Genomic DNA, 17,168 nt, shown 5'->3' with positions numbered 1-17,168 from the left:
GATGCCCGGATGAGAGCGACGTCACGCACCCTCGGCATCCTCGTCGAACCGGCCGGCGCCACCGACCTGCGGAATCGGCTTGACCCAGAACATCTGCAGATCTTCGGGCACCCCACTGGGCTTGGCCGCGAACAGCTGCTTGCGCACCTTCTTCACCGTCACCCCGAGCGCTGCCAGATCACCGTTCTCGGTGATGCGCTCCAAGGTCGGGTGGGAGATGACCAGGCCGCCCCTGGTGGCGCGTTCCATCACCCGGGCGGCGATGTTGACGTCGACGCCGAGCCAGTCCGAGCCGATCCGCTGGGGGTGGCCGGTGTGGATACCGGCCCGCATGCGTGGGGTGTACCCGTCCACCTCGACCGTGCCGACCGCCTCCAGGGCGGTCAGCACTGCGCGCACCGCGGTCTCCGGGTCACGGAACACCGCCATGGCGCCGTCACCCATCCGCTTGACGATGTGGCCACCCTCGGCCAGCAGCGGAGGTTCCATCACCTGCGCGACACGACGCAGGAGCCGCAGGGTGGCATCGTCACCGGCGTTCAGGGACCAGGCGGAGAAGCCGACCAGGTCGGTGAACACCAAGGTCATCTCCCGGTTCGCGGGCCGGCCCGAGACGCGTTCGGTGAGCGCCTGCCAGACCTGCAGGGCGCCGAGACTGACTTCGCGGGACACGGCTTCCCGCTCGAGCAGCCGATCGGCGGCCCGGGCGGCAGCGCGCGGACCGCCCTCGCCGGCGGCCGACAGCGGGTCCCCGAACTCCGGGTCGCCGGGCAGGGCTCGCCGCGCGCGTCTGATCATGGCGATGACGTTGGCGTTGTGATTTGTGGCGGTGAGCCACCCCAGGGGTCCTGGTTGACGGTACGGCGCCTCGGAGCGCTCGATTTCCCCGGTACCGCCGGATCGTTCTTCGAACGATTCGACATCCACAACGCAACCCTAAGCGGCTGTTCTGACCCCGGCAACGACGTCCGCCCTAGACGTTGCTCACATCGCCACTGGCTGAATGAAGATGCAGGTCACGCGCGCATGGAGGCTTCATCGCCGACACGTAACGGCGCCGCGCCACACCGCCGGGCTGTATAGACAACACATGTTGTCACGCATATGGTGGCCAGACATCCGTAGTTTTCAAGGCTCGACGAGGACGCCATGACTGCTGCATCAAACGATCCCCCGCCGTCGATCGAGCGGGCGGCGATCCCCCTCGGGCCCGATTCGCTGACCTGGAAGTATTTCGGCGATCTGCGCACCGGCCTGCTGGGCGTCTGGATCGGCGCGATCCAGAACATGTATCCGGAGCTCGGCGCCGGCGTCGAGGACCACTCGATCCTGCTGCGCGAGCCGCTGCAGCGGGTGGCCCGGTCGGTCTATCCGATCATGGGTGTTGTCTACGACGGTGATCGTGCCGCCGACACCGGCGCCCAGATCAAGGGTTTCCACCACGGCATCAAGGGTGTCGACGGGCAGGGCCGGCGCTACCACGCGCTCAATCCCGAGACCTTCTACTGGGCCCACGCCACCTTCTTCATGCTGATCATCAAGACGGCCGACTATTTTTGCGGCGGGCTCACCGAGGCCGAAAAGCATCAGCTGTTCGACGAGCATGTGCAGTGGTACCGGATGTACGGCATGAGCATGCGACCGGTGCCGGACAGCTGGGAGGAGTTCCTGGTCTACTGGGATCACACGTGCCGCGAGGAGTTGGAGATCAATCGCGCCACCCTGGACATCTTCACCATCCGTATCCCGAAGCCGTGGTTCGTGCTGATGCCGACCGGCGTGTGGGATCAGCTGTTCAAGCCGATGGTCGGCGCACAGCGCTGGGTGGCCGCCGGAATCTTCGACGCACCGGTGCGCGAGAAGGCCGGGATGCGCTGGACACCCGGCGACGAGATCCTGCTGCGGCTGTTCGGCAAGGCCGTCGAGCTGGCGTTCACCGTGGTGCCCGACGAGATCCGGCTGCACCCGCGGGCGGTCTCGGCCTATCGTCGCGCCTCCGGGAGCATCCCCGAGGACGCGCCGCTGGTCGAGGCGCCCGGTTTCATGGCCCCACCGCCGGACCGCAAGGGCCTGCCGATGCACTATCAGCCCAGACAGAAATCGCTGCTGGACCGTGCGGGCTCCCTGGTCCACACCACCTTCTCGCTGGCCGGACTGCGGCCGGCAGCAGCCAAACGAAAGGTCGCCTGACACGATGCTGGAATGGTCTGACGTCGACATCGCCGTCCGCGACGCCGTGCGCGAGTTCGTCGACAAGGAGATCCGGCCGCACATCGACGCGCTGGAGAGCGGCGATATGGAGCCCTACCCCATCGTGCGCAAGCTGTTCAGCGCGTTCGGTATCGACGCCATGGCGCGAGAGTCATTGGAGCGCAGGCTGTCCAAGCTGCGCGACGGTGCACCGGCCAAGGAATCCAAGTCTTCCGGCGGCATGTTCGGCGGCGGGCCCGACCAGGCCGGGATGGGCTTCGTCCTGATCAGCGAGCTGTGCCGGGTGTCGATGGGTCTGGTCACCGGAATGGGTGTCAGCCTGGGCCTCACGGTCCCCACCATCCAGAGCCGCGGCACCCTGGCTCAGCAGGAACGTTGGCTGCCCGGCCTGGTGACCTACGAGAAGATCGGCGCCTGGGCGATCACCGAACCGGATTCCGGTTCGGATGCATTCGGTGGCATGAAGTCCTATGTCACCCGTGACGGAGATGACTACCTGCTCAACGGGCAGAAGACGTTCATCACCAACGGACCCGACGCGGACGTGGTGGTCGTGTACGCCAAACTCGATGAGCCAGGTGTCGACAAGCGCGACCGCAAGGTGCTGACGTTCGTCCTGGACCGCGGCATGGACGGCTTCGTGCAGTCGAAACCGTTCCACAAGATGGGCATTCACAGTTCACGCACCGGCGAACTGTTCTTCAACAACGTCCGGCTGGGCCGTGACCGGCTGCTAGGCGAGACCGAGAACAACGCCTCCGGGGACGGACGGGACAGCGCCCGGTCGAGCTTCTCCGCCGAACGGATCGGGGTGGCCGCGATGTCCCTCGGTGTCATCGAGGAATGTCTGCGGTTATCGGTCGACTACGCCAAGACCCGGGTGCTGTGGGGCAAGGAGATCGGTCAGTTCCAGTTGATCCAGCTCAAGTTGGCCAACATGGAAGTGGCCCGGATGAACGTGCGCAACATGCTGTTCCGGGTCATCGAGTCCTCGCAGACCGGGTCGGCGATCTCGCTGGCCGAAGCCTCGGCGATCAAGTGGTACTGCTCCCAGGCGGCCACCGATGTGGCCATGGAGGCCGTGCAACTCTTCGGCGGCAACGGCTATATGACCGAATACCGGGTGGAGCAGCTGGCCCGCGACGCCAAATCGCTGATGATCTACGCCGGAAGCAACGAGGTGCAGATCACGCACGTGGCGCGGGGACTACTGGCCTGACTGGGCCCGAGCGCTCGCATAGAGGCAGATGGCTGCCGCAGCAGCCACATTGAGGCTCTCGGCGCTGCCGCGCATGGGGATGGTCACCTGCGCGTCGGCGGCCGCGGCGGTATCGGGCGCCAGACCGTGCGCCTCCGAACCCAACAGCCATGCGGTGGGCACACTCAGGTCGACCGACGGTAGCGGTGTCGAGCCGTCCAGCGTGGTCGCCAGCACCTGCAGACCCGCATCCCGCAGGGTGGCAAGGAGTGCGAGAGTGTCCGGGACCTGGACGACCGGCAGCCCGAAGATGCTGCCCGCGGAGGCCCGCAGGCATTTCGGGTTATAGGGGTCGACGCTGTCGCCGGCAAGGATCAGCGCATCGGCACCCATGGCGTCCGCGAGCCGGATCAGCGTGCCCGCATTGCCGGGATCGGAGGTCTCGACCGCGACGGCCACCAGCCGCGGTGCGTCCAGCACCTCGGACAGCGACACCTCGGGAATCTCGCAGACCGCGATCAGCCCGACCGGAGTCACGGTGTCCGACAATGCCTCCGCGGCTCGCACCGTTACTTCGTGCACCGGGGTGTCCGCGAGCAGATCCGCGAAACGGGCGTGTGCGTCCTCGGTGACGAAGACCTCTTCAACGAGACCACGCCGCAACGCTGCCTCGACCAGGTTGGGACCTTCGGCGAGGAAGCGTGCGGCGTGACGACGTCCGGCGGGACGCTGCAGTTTGATGGCCGCAGCTACCCGATTGGACTTCTCGGTGAGGGGTGTCAGGCGGCTTCGCCCGACGGCGCGTTGACATCCTCGGGCAGTGCTGCCTTGGCAACCTCGACCAGAGCGGTGAACGCGGCGGGATCGCTGATCGCGATCTCCGACAGGTTCTTGCGGTCCACCTCGACGCCGGCCAGCTTCAGACCCTGGATCAGGCGGTTGTAGGTGACGCCGTTGGCGCGGGCCGCAGCGTTGATCCGGGAGATCCACAGCTTGCGGAAATCGCCCTTGCGGGCCTTGCGGTCCCGGTAGGCGTAGGTCAAGGAGTGCAGCTGCTGCTCTTTGGCCTTGCGGTAGAGGCGCGACCGCTGGCCGCGGTAGCCCTTGGAAGCCTTGAGTACTGTGCGCCGCTTCTTCTGAGCGTTGACTGCGCGCTTCACGCGTGCCATGGGAGTGTTCCTATTCTTGCGGGGAAAGTCTGGAGGGAATAGCGGCTTTTCAGCCGGTCAACCGAATTAGCCGTTCAGCATCTTCTTGACGCGGGCGGTGTCGTTGGCGGCAACGGTGACGCGGCCGTCGAGGCGACGGGTGTGCTTGCTCGCCTTGTGCTCGAGAAGGTGGCGCTTGCCGGCCTTCTGGCGGACGACCTTTCCGCTTCCGGTGACGCGGAAGCGCTTGGATGCGCCGCTGTGGGTCTTTGCCTTGGGCATGTGTCCTCAGTTCTTGTGGTGGATCAGTTCTGCGTGGGCTCGGTGGGCTCGGCCGGTGCTGCCGGGGCTGCGGGTGCCGCTGCCTCGCCGCCGGACCGCGGCGTCGGGGCGTCGGCGTCGTGCGCCGCCTTGGCGCGGGTCTTCGCGCCACGGTGCGGTGCCAGCACCATCGTCATGTTGCGGCCGTCCTGCTTGGCGGAGGTCTCGACGAAGCCGTAGTCAGCCACGTCGGCGCCGAGACGCTGCAACAGTCGGTAACCCAGTTCGGGCCGGGACTGCTCGCGACCGCGGAACATGATGGTGACCTTGACCTTCGACCCGGCTTCGAGGAAGCGGACCACATGGCCCTTCTTCGTCTGGTAGTCGTGATCGTCGATCTTCGGCCGAAGCTTCTGCTCCTTGACGACGGTCTGCTGCTGGTTCTTGCGAGACTCGCGCTCCTTGAGTGCCGTCTCGTACTTGAACTTGCCGTAGTCCATGATCTTGCACACCGGTGGTTTGGCGTCTGGGGCTACTTCGACGAGGTCGAGATCGGCGTCGACGGCGACGCGGAGAGCATCTTCGATGCGAACAATGCCTACCTGCTCACCATTCGGTCCGATCAGGCGGACTTCAGGTACGCGGATGCGCTCGTTGATGCGGGTCTCAGTGCTGATGGGGCCTCCTACGTTGTCTGCTCGTGCCACGACCGTGATGGAGCGCCGGGCCAGCAGGGAGAGACCACACCATCGGCATTCCGCTCCGAAGAGCAGAAAGGCCCTGCATATAGCAGGGCCCGATGCCGACCGATCACGGCTTTCGCCGCCTGCGCATGCGCAGAACAGGACATCCGCGGATGCCTGTGATCGGACCGCTGGACCGGTATGGTCAGCGGTGGGAGCGGGACTCCACTTACTGTCCCTGGCGTTCGCCGGGACGGTCGATCGTGCAAGTCTAACAGGCATGACCGATGATCAGAAAACTCCTTCGGACGCGGACCCGCAGGTTAGGGAGCTCGCCGAGATTCCCGCCGTCGAGGTGATCACCCGCTCGGCCGTGATGCTGATGAGCGCGGCGGCGGAGAAGATCGGCCTGGGTTCCGAAGATCCCGAGGACAGCCCGCACCGCGATCTCGACGAGGCCCGCCGTCTCATCACCGCACTCGCCGGCCTGGTCACCGCATCCGCGGAGTACCTGGGCCTGCATGCCGGACCGCTGCGCGACGGTCTGAAGAGTCTGCAGCTGGCGTTCCGGGAGGCCAGCGCGGCGCCCGAGGAGCCCGGCCAGGGGCCCGGCGAGAAGTACACCGGGCCGGTCTGGTGATCCTGGCCGACACCCGGGGTCGGTAGAAACACCCATTTCGCCCGCTTAGGGCATATTCTCGCGGCCTATGACGGCCACCACAGTCCCGCATCCGTCGACGACCCGGCGACCGTCCGGATTCTCGTGGGTTCCGGCCGCCGCGGGCTGGATCGTCGGCGTCATCGCCACGCTGTCCTTGGTGGCGAGCATCTCCCCGATCGTCCGGTCTGCCATCCGGGTGCCCCGGGAGTTCGTCAACGACTACATCTTCAACTTCCCCGACACCAGCTTCGCCTGGGCGGTGGTGCTCGCGCTGCTGGCCGCAGCGCTGGCCGCCCGCAAGAGCATCGCCTGGTGGATCCTGGTGTTCTACATGGTCGCCGCGGTCGCGGTGAATGTCGCCGACCTGATCGCCGGCGACGAATCTGTGCTCGAGGAGTTCGGCGAGGTCATCGGCCTGGTGTTCCACCTGGCCGCGATCGGCTTCCTGGTGCTCGCCCGGCACGAATTCTGGGCCAGGGTGCGCCGCGGTGCCCTGTTCAAGGCGATCGGCACGCTGCTGGCCGCCATGGCCGTCGGCATCCTGGTCGGTTGGGGCCTGCTGGAACTGTTCCCAGGGACCTTGGAGCGCGACTACCGGTTCGGGTACGCCGTCAACCGCGTGGTGGCCTTTGCCGGCGTCGATTCCAAGGTCTTCGACGGTCAGCATCCCGGTGTGCTGATCAACGCACTGCTCGGTTTGTTCGGCGCGCTGGCACTGGTGGTCGCGGCCATCGTGCTGTTCCGATCCCAACGGGCCACCAACGCGCTGACGGGTCAGGACGAATCCGCCATCCGCGGGCTGCTGGAGTTGTTCGGCAAGAACGATTCGCTGGGCTACTTCGCCACCCGCCGCGACAAATCGGTGGTGTTCGCCCCCAACGGCCGCGCCGCCGTCACCTACCGCGTCGAGGTCGGGGTGTGTCTGGCCAGCGGGGACCCCGTCGGTGACCCGCGTTCCTGGCCGGCCGCGATCGACGCCTGGCTCAAGCTGTGCAAGTCCTACGGGTGGGCCCCCGGCGTGATGGGCGCCAGCGCCCCTGCCGCACAGGCGTTCCGCGATGCCGGCCTCAACGCCATCGAACTCGGCGATGAGGCCATCCTGCACCCCGACCGCTTCAAGCTGTCCGGCCCGGACATGAAGCCGGTCCGGCAGGCCGTCACCCGCGCCCGCCGGGCAGGGCTGACCGTCCGTGTCCGCAGGCACCGCGAACTGACCGCCGACGAGATGGCCACGGTCGTCGGCCGTGCCGACGCCTGGCGCGACACCGAGACCGAGCGTGGATTCTCGATGGCGCTGGGGCGCCTGGGTGATCCCGCCGACGGTGACTGCATGCTGGTGGAGGCCGTGGCGGCCGGCGGCACTGGGGAAAATGACAACGACGGCGACGTGGTGGCGATGCTCTCGCTGGTCCCGTGGGGCGCCAATGGGGTGTCACTGGATGTGATGCGCCGGTCACCCCAGTCCCCCAACGGCACCATCGAGCTGATGGTCAGTGAGATCTGCCTGCAGGCAGAGGATCTCGGTATCACCCGGATCTCATTGAACTTCGCGATGTTCCGGTCGGCCTTCGAGCAGGGCGCCCAACTGGGTGCCGGCCCGGTCGCCCGGTTGTGGCGTGCGCTGCTGGTGTTCTTCTCCCGGTGGTGGCAGCTGGAGACCCTGTACCGCTCCAACATGAAGTACCAGCCGGAATGGGTTCCGCGGTTCGCCTGCTATGAGGACGCCCGGGAGGTGCCCCGGGTCGGGGTGGCTTCGGTGATCGCCGAGGGATTCCTGGTGCTGCCGTTCTCCCGCCGCAAGGAACACACCGGCGAACACGTGGCCGCGCCGAAGAACCTGGTGGACAGCGGGTTGCTGCACCGCGACGGCAGCGCCCCGGATGCCAGTGCGCTGCAACAGGATCTGCCCGCCGACGAGCGCAACCGGCTGCCCGAGCAGGTGCGAGTCCGAATGGCGAAGCTGAAGACGTTGCAGGACAACGGCATCGACGCCTACCCGGTCGGCGAGGCACCCAGCCACACCGTCGAGCAGGCGCTGGCCACCACCGCCGCCGATGTCACCGTCACCGTCGCGGGCCGCATCCTGCGGCTCCGCGACTACGGCGGGGTGCTGTTCGCCGCGCTGCGCGATTGGTCCGGCGACGTGCAACTGCTGCTGGACAATTCGCGCCTCACCCAGGGCACCAACGCCGACTTCACCGCCTCGATCGACCTCGGCGACCTGATCGAGGTGACCGGCACCATGGGGCTCAGCCGCAACGGCACCCCCTCCCTGCTGGTCACCCGGTGGCGGTTGATCGGTAAGTGCCTGCGTCCGCTGCCCGACAAGTGGAAGGGCCTGACCGACCCGGAGGCCCGGGTCCGGACCCGCTACGTCGACCTCGCGATCAACACCGAGGCCCGCGACCTCATCACCGCCCGCAGCCGGATCCTGCATGCCATTCGGGAAACGTTGGTGGGCAAGGGGTTCCTCGAAGTCGAGACACCGATCCTGCAGCAGATCCACGGCGGCGCCAACGCACGGCCGTTCACCACCCATATCAACGCCTACGACCTCGACCTGTACCTGCGCATCGCCCCGGAGCTGTATCTGAAACGGCTTTGCGTCGGTGGCGTGGAGCGGGTCTTCGAGCTGGGCCGCGCGTTCCGCAACGAGGGGGTGGATTTCAGCCACAACCCGGAATTCACACTGCTGGAGGCGTATCAGGCGCACGCCGATTACAACGTGTGGATGCACGGCTGCCGCGAGCTCATCCAGAACGCCGCCGAGGCCGCCAACGGAGCCCAGGTGGTGATGCGCCCCGGCCCCGACGGCGGATTGATCGCGGTCGACATCTCCGGGGACTGGCCGGTGAAGACGGTGCACGGCGCGGTGTCCGAGGCGCTCGGCGAACAGATCGGCCCGGAGACCGGCCTGGAGCGGTTGCGCAGCCTCTGCGACGGTGCCGGGGTGCCCTATCTGATGCACTGGGACACCGGCGCGGTGGTGCTCGAACTCTACGAACGACTGGTCGAGGGGCAGACGGAGCGCCCGACGTTCTACAAGGACTTCCCCACCTCGGTCTCCCCGCTGACCCGCCCACACCGCAGCATCGACGGTGTCGCCGAGCGCTGGGACCTGGTCGCCTGGGGTGTCGAACTGGGCACGGCCTACAGCGAGCTCACCGACCCGGTGGAGCAGCGCAAGCGTCTTCAAGAGCAGTCGCTGCTGGCCGCCGGCGGTGACCCGGAGGCGATGGAACTCGACGAGGATTTCCTGCAGGCCCTCGAGTACGCCATGCCCCCCACGGGTGGTCTCGGCGTCGGCGTGGACCGGGTGGTCATGCTGATCACCGGGCGCAGCATCCGTGAGACGTTGCCGTTCCCGTTGGCCAAACCTCGCTGACCCCGGTCACAGCTGCTTTCCAGGAAGCAGAGTCACGATGATCTCGTGACGCTGATGTCCGGGCTCTTGCAGCACCACGATTCCTTGACCCACGGTTGGGTGCCGGTGACCGTTCAGGTGATCACCGGTCTGGTTCTGTTGGCCGCGCTGCGCGTGCGGCGCCGCCTGGTAGACGCCGCCGCCTTCGGCACCGCGGTGGCTGCGGCCGCACACTGGTACGTGACGAGCCAGGGGCTGGCCGGCGAACCCGCCCCGCACACGCTCTGGATCTGGATCGGGCTGACCGGATTCACCGCCGCGGCTTTGTTTTCCGGTTGGCGCGGGGCGCGCTGGTGGCGACGCACCGCGGCCGTCGCGGCCGTCCCGCTGTGCGCCCTGTGCGCGGCGCTGGCCGTCAATCTGTGGACCGGCTATTTCCCCACCATGCAGACCGCATGGGTGCAGCTGACCGCGGGACCGCTGCCCGATCAGACCGATATGGCGACAGTCGCCGCATTCCAGGTCCGGCACGCGGTGCCGCGCAACGGTTCTCTGGTGCCGGTGGACACCGGGGACGCCGGTTCGGGTTTCAAGCACCGTGGCGAGTTGGTCTATCTGCCGCCGGCCTGGTTCGCCTCCGATCCGCCGCCCCGGCTGCCGACCCTGATGATGATCGGCGGCGAGATGAACACTCCGGCGGACTGGGCGCGCGCGGGCAACGCCGTGCAGACCGCCGACGCCTTCGCCGCAACCCACGGCGGCAACGCGCCGGTGCTGGTGTTCGCCGATGTGGGCGGCACGTTCAACAACGACACCGAGTGCGTGAACGGCCGCCGCGGCAAGGTCGCCGATCATCTCGTCAACGATGTCGTGCCGGCGATGGTCTCGAAGTTCGGCGTCAGCCCGGATCCGACGAACTGGGGTGTCGTCGGATGGTCGATGGGCGGCACCTGCGCGGTCGACCTGACCGTGATGCACCCCGACCGGTTCTCGGCGTTCGAGGACATCGCCGGTGACCTGAGCCCGAACTCGGGGACGAAGGCGCAGACCATCGAGCGCCTGTTCGGCGGTGACGCCGCCGCCTACGCCGCTTTCGATCCGACCACCGTCATCACCCGGCACGGCCCGTACACCGGGGTGTCGGGCTGGTTCTCGGTGAACGGGGCGGGTGTGTCACCGCCGCCGCAGACCGCTGCGGCCGCCCAGTCGCTGTGCGCGCTGGGCGCCTCCCACGGCATCGACTGCGCGGTGGTCAGCCGACCCGGCCAGCACGACTGGCCATTCGCGGCAAGCGCTTTCGCCGAGGCGCTCCCGTGGCTGGCCGGCCAGATCGGCACGCCGGACGTGCCGAGGGCCGCGTTGCAGCAGCCTGCCAAGGCGCCGTCGGCGGTGCAGGTGGCCGACCGGCGACCGAGTCAGTAATCGGATTCGGCGGCAAGGATCTCCGCCAGGAACGCGTCTGCCGCAGGTACCGCCAACCGCGACCGCACGAAGGCCCGCAGCCGGTCCCGGGTCGCCCGGTCCTCCCCGGCCGATGCCACCCGCCCGACGGTGACCGTGGTGGATGTCCAATCATGGTTCCACGCCGCCGATTCCGAGATCGGCAGGGTGAGCGTCGCGGTGCCGCGGTCATCGAGCGCACCGGTGGCGGTGACGTCGCGGCTGCGCAGCTGCACCGGCACCCCGGCGGCGGAGCCGCTGAGCAGGGCACGCACCTCGGCCACGGCTCCCCCGGCACCGTCACCGCGCACCGACCAGTCGACGGTGTCCTCGGCGGCGTCGAAAACCCCCGGCGGCACGGCGCTCCAACTGATCGACGCGGTGCCGGCACCGATGGTGTCGGCCTGCGATGCCGTCGGCCCGCCGGCAGCCAGCGCATAGTCATCTCGCCGCCGGTCGGACGACAACGCCTCGGGTTCGGCCATCTCCGCCCAATCGGCCCACTCCAGACAGGGCTCGATCAGCGCCGCCACCCGCGGATCTCCATCACGCAGATGGGCGGACAGCGCTGCGCGGTGTGGGGACAGCAGCGCCTCGATATCGGAGTCCAGGGTGTCCTCACCGAAGAACTCCTGCGCTGCGGCAGTCAACAGCGCCAATTCGGCGTCCAGCACCGCGATGTCGAGATCGGCGATGCTGTCACGGACACTGGCCGGCCACCACCGGCGCAGCCAGTGGCCGAGCGCCAGCCTGCGCAGCGGCGCCAGCACCTGGGGGGACAGTTCGAGATCGGCGATGTCGATGCTGGACTGCGGATCGGCGGTCCGGCCGCGCAGCGCCTCGACCACCGCCACATGCCCCTGCTCACCGGCCACCCGCCACAACCAGTCCGCGGCAGCCACATCGGTGAAGGTGAGCTGTGCCGTCGCGGCCGGATCGTCGACCGTCCACGCCAAGACCGCGCCGGCGACCTCGAGGACCGCCACCGCGGGCGGCGCGGCCACCTGCGCGCCGGTGGTCCACAATCCGGATTCGGCAACCAGTTTCATCGGGCCGCCTCCAGTTCGAGCATCGCCTTGATCCGCTGCCGGTGATCCAGGCTCACCGACCGGGCCACCCCTTCCAGCAGCGCCCGCATCTCGTCGACATCCGCGCAGGACTCCTGCCAGACGTCGCGGCCGTGCAGACGCGCCCACAGCCTGCTCAGATAGGGCCGGGCGAACGCGGCGAGCTCCTTGGTCACCTGCTGCTGGCGCGGGTGCAGCGCCTCCCCGTCGGCGAGGTAGCGCCGCGCGTGCAGCACATAGGCCTCCTTGCGCAGCCGGGCCTGGACCTGGGCGGCCAACCGGTAACGCGGTGTCGCGGCCTCGTTCAGTGGTGCCAGTTCGACGGCGATCTCCACCCCGGCCACCATCGCGGCCTGGATGTCCTCGGCGAGCAGACCCCATGGCGCGCAGGCCCGGTCCACCTCCTCGGCGCACAGCAGCGGAACATCGGGCAGCTCGTCGCGGTCCAGGGCGCGGCGCAGTGTGGCGCGCACCCGATCGACGACGCTGCGATTCAACGGGCGATCGGTGTCGGCACCGCCGTGCACGGGCGGCGGCGGTTGCGGCAGCACCGTGCTGAGGCCGATGTCGACGAACGACCACGGCAGGTCCGGCGCCGGGCCGCGGGCCCGGGCACCCAGGTTGTAGGGCGTCGCATCAGCCACCAGCGCGGTCCACACCCGCTGGCGGGCCACCGACTCGTTGTGCCCGGCAGCATCACCCAGCACGGTGCTCAGGCCTGCCAGGAACGGGTCGGTGATGGCCGCGGTCGGCCGCACATCGGACCAACTGGCCTGCAACTGACGTGCCAGCGCGCCGACCACCTTGTCGTCGGCGACGTGGCGGTTGAGCACCTCGATGGCGGTGCGGTCCCGGTCCCCGTGGATCCCGCGCAGGATTGTCTCTGCGGTATCCGAATCATCCTGTACCGGTTCACCTTTGGTGACAGCAAGCTCGAAGCACACCGGGAAGTAGAGTTCCTGGGCGTTGCCGGTGGTGAGCCGCAACTTGCGGCGCGCCAGCTTGAGCACCGCGAACCAGGACGCGGTGGCACACAGCTGGTCGCGGTGCGCCACGATCAGTTCGAACATCTCGGCGGCCACCTCGCCGGACACCACCGGTGTCGAATACTGCGGGTTGGACCGCAACCGCAACACCAGCGGGTCCAGGATGCGCTTGACGGTGCGGCTCAGCGGTCCGCCGTCATCACTGCTGAGCACCTGGACGCCCGGGCCCAGCGCCCGCCAGGCGCGGTCGATCACGGCGCGCCGAGGCTGCGCAGGCAACGCGCGTGCCACCTGCGCGGCGACCTCCGGGACGGTACTCACCCGCTCAGGATAGGCACGAGATCTTTCCCGTCGCTGCGCCCGGCGAAAAGTTGGGTTCGGTAGCCGCCGACGGGGGCGACCGTGTTCTCCATGCCTGACTCACTGCTGATCCTCCTGGTCCTCGTCGCCGTCGCCGTCGTGATCGTCACGGTCGGCACCACCCTCGGCACGGTGCTGCCCCGCGGCCGGTCGGCCCCGCGGTGCGCGGGCACACCGGCGGTCGCTATCGGCACCGTCAGCGCGGTCTCCGACCGGATCACCGTCGAGGTGGAGAGCGTGTCGGGCCAGAAGTTCACCGGCCGGCTGCGCGGTGCCCCGGGCGACCCGGTGGTCGCCGAGATCCGGCCGGGCGCGGTGCTGCTGGTGGCCTTCGACCCCGATGCACGCGAACAGCTGACCCTCGCCGACGACATGGTCGCCATCCGGGCCGCGTTCGACCGGATGCTGGTGGACAAGGGCCTGGTCACCGACGCGCAGCTGGAGCTCATCCGGCACGGCACCAGGTCCAGTGGCGTGGTGACGGCCGCCCGGTCCACCGGCAACGAACGCGAGGATTACCGCGAGGTGGTGCTCGACCTGATGGTCCGCAGGCCCGAAGGCGGGCAGTTCCCGGCCCACGAGACGACACTCATCCCGGCCACCTCACTGGATCGGGTCTGCCCGGGCAGCGTCGTCGACGCGTACTACCGGCGCGGGGACGAATCCGCCGTCGCGGTGGCCGTACCGCCGGCCTGATCGACTAGAGAACCGCGAAACTCACCAGCGCCGCCCAGTACACCGGTGCCGCGGATTCGTCGCCGTCCCGCCAGCTCCGCAGTTGTGCGCGTTGCCAACGGTTGACCGCGCACGCCGCCTCGAAATCGGTATCCGCCTGATGGGCGGCGTCGACCGCGGCGATGACCGTACCCATCGGGTCGGCCGGTGCGCCGGACACGAACCGCCGATACCCGGCGCTGGTGGGCAGCGACCACAGCGTCGCGGTCACCAATTCCGCTCCGCCCAGCACCATTGCCGCGACGATCCCGGTGGCCTCGTCGAATCGGTAGTCGCCACCGGATGCACAGGCCAGCAACGCAACACGAGTCGGAATGGGCAGCTGGGCCGACATCAGGTCGGCCGCGGTGAGCGGGCGGTGATCGCCGACCGGGTTGCTGTATCCCTCGGCCGAGGCACGGCACGCGAGGTGCAGAGCCGCCCGTTCCGCGCCGTCGCCGGTGCTGGCGTGCCCGACATAGACGAGGCGCCCGGGCATTTCGGCCAGCACCTCGGCCAGCCAGTGCCGGTCGGTGTCGGTGCGCCGGAACAGCTCGATCGGGGTGTCGACCCGCGGCAACACTGTTCGCCGGTGCATCAGGTCCGCGTAGTGCCGCGCAAGCACGGTATCCGGCGCCGGTCTGCCCAGCACCGACCCCAGCGCCGAATCCGGGCGCTGACCGGGAACCCGAGGGTCGAGGATCAGCAGCGGATCCGCTTCCGGGCGCGCCGTGTTGACGCGCCGCGAGTGCGCGATGTTGGCCGGCACCGCCATCAGCACATCCACGAACTCCAGCAACCGGAAGCCTTCGGTGAGCGCACCGATCTCCCCGTCCGGCCATGGGATCACGGCCGGCTGCGGACCGTCCGGGGTGATGGCCTCCTGTCGGGCCGCCAGCATCGCGATCACCTCGGGTCGCACCGCGGGCAGCGCGAGCAGTCCCCACGGCACCCGGCCCAGGCGAGCGCTTGGCGCGACGAACAACACCGCGCGCGGGTCGTGTACACATTCCTGGAGCAGATCCCAGCCCGCGGCCGAGATCAGCAGGACGCCCAGGCGGTAGGCCAGGGTCAGTTCGGTGTCCGCGGTGGTGAATGCGCCATCGGAGAGTGCGCGCTGCAACGCGTCCACCGCGGTCTCGGCATCGCGCGGATCCGGTAGTGCCGCAGCGATCTCCTCCAGCGCCGCAAGCAGAATGGTCTCCTCGACCACCCAGGTGACGGTGCGCCCGGGCTGCCCGACGACACGCAGGCTGGCGTAGGTCGCGATACCGACATCGGCGAATCGCAGAATCAGGGTCTGCCGGTCGGTCACGACCATGTCGGCCAGGCCGGGTCGTCGGTGGTGATGGCGCGGCCGTAGCGCTGCTTGGCCAGGGCGCGGTAGTGCCCGAGGATCGGTTCGGCGCCGGGATCCATCTGCAGCGGCGGCAGCGGACCCAGTCTGGTCAACGACGGCCCTCCACTGACGGACCCGGCGGCGACTGCGGCGAGCTCGAGGTCGGGCAGTTCGAACTCCGCGTCGACGAGCACGGCCTGGGCTCCGGCCCAGATCGGCGCTTCGGCCTCGTCTGCGGTATCGGTACTGAAACTACCTCGGGCGCTGTGGTATTCGATCAGCTCGGCGGTGAGTGCGGTGTTCTCCCATTCCCAGGACACCGCGAAGGCACCGGCCAGCATGGGCGCCGACACCCTGGTCGCCCACTGTGCGCGGGCGTTGGCGTCGACGATCGTGTAGCGCACCGAATCCACCGCGAGCGCCGCGGGCACCTTGAGTTCTGCGGCCTGCTCCAGCTTGGCCATCGCACGGACGAATCCGGGGCTACCGGTCTCGGCATTGGTGGTGCCCAGGGAGGCTTCATGTTTGGCCTCGACCTCGTCCCAGGTGTCCTCGGGATCACCGGCGCCGTCGAATCCCAGATCTCCCAGCGCGTCGGCCCGCCACACCGTGCCCAGTTGATCGTCGAGTCGGGCGTACTGCAGCCAGGTGCTGCGCGGCCATTCGTCGAGCAGGGTGCGGGCCTGGGCGATCAGCTCCACCGCTTCGCCGAAGCGGCCGAAGAAGATCGGGATCCAGCTGCGCTGCAACAGAATGCGATGAAGGTGGAGCGGTTTGCCGAGTTCGCGCCAGTGACGTTCGGCGTGTTCCCAGCACTGATCGGCCTCTTCCAGTGCCGCCGAGGCCAGCTTGGTGAAGCCGCGGTAGAACCAGCAGCGGGACACATCATGGGCGCGGGCATATTTGGCGATCACCGGGTAGGCCTGATCGATGAGTCGATCCACGCCGTTGTGGTCGCCGACGGACCAGCAGGCGATCGCACGTTCCAATTGCGTTCGGGCGGTGTCCAGCTTCCAGCCGTGCTTCTCTGCTCGCGCCCCGGCGCGCCGCAGCCAGGGTTCTGCTTCGTCGAGCCTGCCGGTCTGCACGCAGAATCCGCCGTAGCCGATCCCCGCGAGCACCAGCAGCCGGTCGTCGTGGCTGCCGTCGGCTGCGGAGACGTCGACCACGTCGAGCACCTGTGCCCACAACGGGACCGCCAGGTGGTGCAGATCGTCGTCGGAGAGCGCGATCGCGCAGAGCAGCCGGGCGAAACCGACCAGATACCGGTGCTCTTCGGCCAGGTCCGGCGGCCCGTCGGCGGCGATCAGCGCCGACACCGATGTCGCGGCCTCGTCGTGTTCGCCGCGGGCGGCGTGCAGGCCGGCTTGCAGGAAGTCGGCACGGCGGGTGTAACGCTGCATCATGTGCCGAATGTCGGGGTTGCGCTCCGGTAGGGCGGCGTAGGCCGCGATGCAGTCCCGGATGCGCCGAATACACTCGCCCACACCGTCGTAGGCGGTACGCACCAGATAGATCTCGCCGAGCTGGGCGAAAGCCTCCAAGGCCAGGTCGTCACGGTCGGCTTGCTCGATGGCCGGCAACAGTGACAGCAGCAGCTCCTTGGCACCCGGCTCGTCGGCGGCCCAGGCAAGCCGGCGGGCCCGCTCCAGGTCACCGGTGATCGACACCGCGTCATCATAGGACGGGCGAAGGCGGCGGACGCGGCTCCGCGCCCGCCGCCCGACGGTGTTCCC

The 17,168-nt window shown here is 68.5% G+C and carries 15 protein-coding genes; 6 read left to right on the top strand and 9 right to left on the bottom strand.

What is annotated here, in order from left to right:
- Positions 1-21: 21 nt before the first annotated feature.
- Complete coding sequence (locus ASE48_RS15495; RefSeq protein ID WP_057168001.1) at positions 22-927, bottom strand: adenylate/guanylate cyclase domain-containing protein; 906 nt, start codon at positions 925-927, stop codon at positions 22-24.
- Positions 928-1,149: 222 nt separating this feature from the next.
- Between ASE48_RS15495 and ASE48_RS15490 the strand changes: the two genes are divergently transcribed.
- Positions 1,150-2,190: an oxygenase MpaB family protein gene (locus tag ASE48_RS15490; RefSeq protein WP_057168000.1), complete on the top strand. Its 1,041-nt coding sequence runs from the start codon at positions 1,150-1,152 to the stop codon at positions 2,188-2,190.
- A 4-nt stretch (positions 2,191-2,194) separates the two neighbouring features.
- Positions 2,195-3,430, top strand: a complete 1,236-nt coding sequence (locus ASE48_RS15485) for an acyl-CoA dehydrogenase family protein (protein ID WP_057167999.1) — start codon at positions 2,195-2,197, stop codon at positions 3,428-3,430.
- Here ASE48_RS15485 and ASE48_RS15480 read toward each other — a convergent pair.
- From ASE48_RS15480 to infC, 4 genes are all read right to left on the bottom strand, one after another.
- Positions 3,419-4,192: a TrmH family RNA methyltransferase gene (locus ASE48_RS15480; protein ID WP_057168028.1), complete on the bottom strand. Its 774-nt coding sequence runs from the start codon at positions 4,190-4,192 to the stop codon at positions 3,419-3,421. The genes ASE48_RS15485 and ASE48_RS15480 overlap by 12 nt on opposite strands.
- Positions 4,189-4,578, bottom strand: a complete 390-nt coding sequence (gene rplT, locus ASE48_RS15475) for a 50S ribosomal protein L20 (RefSeq protein ID WP_057167998.1) — start codon at positions 4,576-4,578, stop codon at positions 4,189-4,191. The genes ASE48_RS15480 and rplT overlap by 4 nt, the downstream gene beginning before the upstream one ends.
- A gap of 66 nt (positions 4,579-4,644) precedes the next feature.
- Positions 4,645-4,839 carry a 50S ribosomal protein L35 gene (gene rpmI, locus ASE48_RS15470; RefSeq protein ID WP_057167997.1) on the bottom strand — a complete coding sequence of 65 codons (195 nt, stop codon included), beginning with the start codon at positions 4,837-4,839 and terminating at the stop codon, positions 4,645-4,647.
- Between the two features lie 23 nt (positions 4,840-4,862).
- A complete protein-coding gene (infC, locus tag ASE48_RS15465; protein WP_156409218.1) occupies positions 4,863-5,495 on the bottom strand; it encodes a translation initiation factor IF-3 in 633 nt (210 codons plus the stop codon).
- A gap of 286 nt (positions 5,496-5,781) precedes the next feature.
- Here infC and ASE48_RS15460 point away from each other — a divergent pair, with 286 nt between their 5' ends.
- The 3 genes from ASE48_RS15460 (at position 5,782) to ASE48_RS15450 (ending at position 10,948) form a co-directional block, all read left to right on the top strand.
- A complete protein-coding gene (locus tag ASE48_RS15460; protein WP_057167996.1) occupies positions 5,782-6,141 on the top strand; it encodes a DUF1844 domain-containing protein in 360 nt (119 codons plus the stop codon).
- Positions 6,142-6,208: 67 nt separating this feature from the next.
- Positions 6,209-9,547, top strand: coding sequence for a bifunctional lysylphosphatidylglycerol synthetase/lysine--tRNA ligase LysX (lysX, locus tag ASE48_RS15455; protein WP_057167995.1), 3,339 nt, complete (start codon positions 6,209-6,211; stop codon positions 9,545-9,547).
- 54 nt (positions 9,548-9,601) lie between these two features.
- Positions 9,602-10,948: an alpha/beta hydrolase gene (locus ASE48_RS15450; RefSeq protein WP_057168026.1), complete on the top strand. Its 1,347-nt coding sequence runs from the start codon at positions 9,602-9,604 to the stop codon at positions 10,946-10,948.
- On the opposite strand, the gene ASE48_RS15445 is transcribed toward ASE48_RS15450, so the two are convergent.
- The gene (locus ASE48_RS15445; RefSeq protein ID WP_057167994.1) at positions 10,942-12,015 is read right to left on the bottom strand and encodes a hypothetical protein; all 1,074 of its coding nucleotides are present in this window, start codon (positions 12,013-12,015) and stop codon (positions 10,942-10,944) included. The two genes, ASE48_RS15450 and ASE48_RS15445, sit on opposite strands and share 7 nt — an antisense overlap.
- Entirely contained in the window at positions 12,012-13,340 is a 1,329-nt protein-coding gene (locus ASE48_RS15440) for a hypothetical protein (RefSeq protein WP_057167993.1), read from the bottom strand. The genes ASE48_RS15445 and ASE48_RS15440 overlap by 4 nt, the downstream gene beginning before the upstream one ends.
- Positions 13,341-13,430: 90 nt before the next feature.
- Here ASE48_RS15440 and ASE48_RS33130 point away from each other — a divergent pair, with 90 nt between their 5' ends.
- Positions 13,431-14,075, top strand: coding sequence for a hypothetical protein (locus ASE48_RS33130; RefSeq protein ID WP_200962165.1), 645 nt, complete (start codon positions 13,431-13,433; stop codon positions 14,073-14,075).
- Positions 14,076-14,079: 4 nt separating this feature from the next.
- On the opposite strand, the gene ASE48_RS15430 is transcribed toward ASE48_RS33130, so the two are convergent.
- Together ASE48_RS15430 and ASE48_RS15425 are read right to left on the bottom strand one after the other, a co-directional pair.
- Positions 14,080-15,414: a CHAT domain-containing protein gene (locus ASE48_RS15430; protein ID WP_057167992.1), complete on the bottom strand. Its 1,335-nt coding sequence runs from the start codon at positions 15,412-15,414 to the stop codon at positions 14,080-14,082.
- The gene (locus tag ASE48_RS15425; RefSeq protein ID WP_057167991.1) at positions 15,405-17,102 is read right to left on the bottom strand and encodes a hypothetical protein; all 1,698 of its coding nucleotides are present in this window, start codon (positions 17,100-17,102) and stop codon (positions 15,405-15,407) included. The genes ASE48_RS15430 and ASE48_RS15425 overlap by 10 nt, the downstream gene beginning before the upstream one ends.
- Positions 17,103-17,168: the final 66 nt, after the last annotated feature.

This window comes from Mycobacterium sp. Root265 (assembly GCF_001428895.1).
GTDB lineage: Bacteria > Actinomycetota > Actinomycetes > Mycobacteriales > Mycobacteriaceae > Mycobacterium.
The sequence above is the reverse complement of the archived record's forward strand: the minus strand, read 5'-3'. Positions and strand labels throughout refer to the sequence as shown.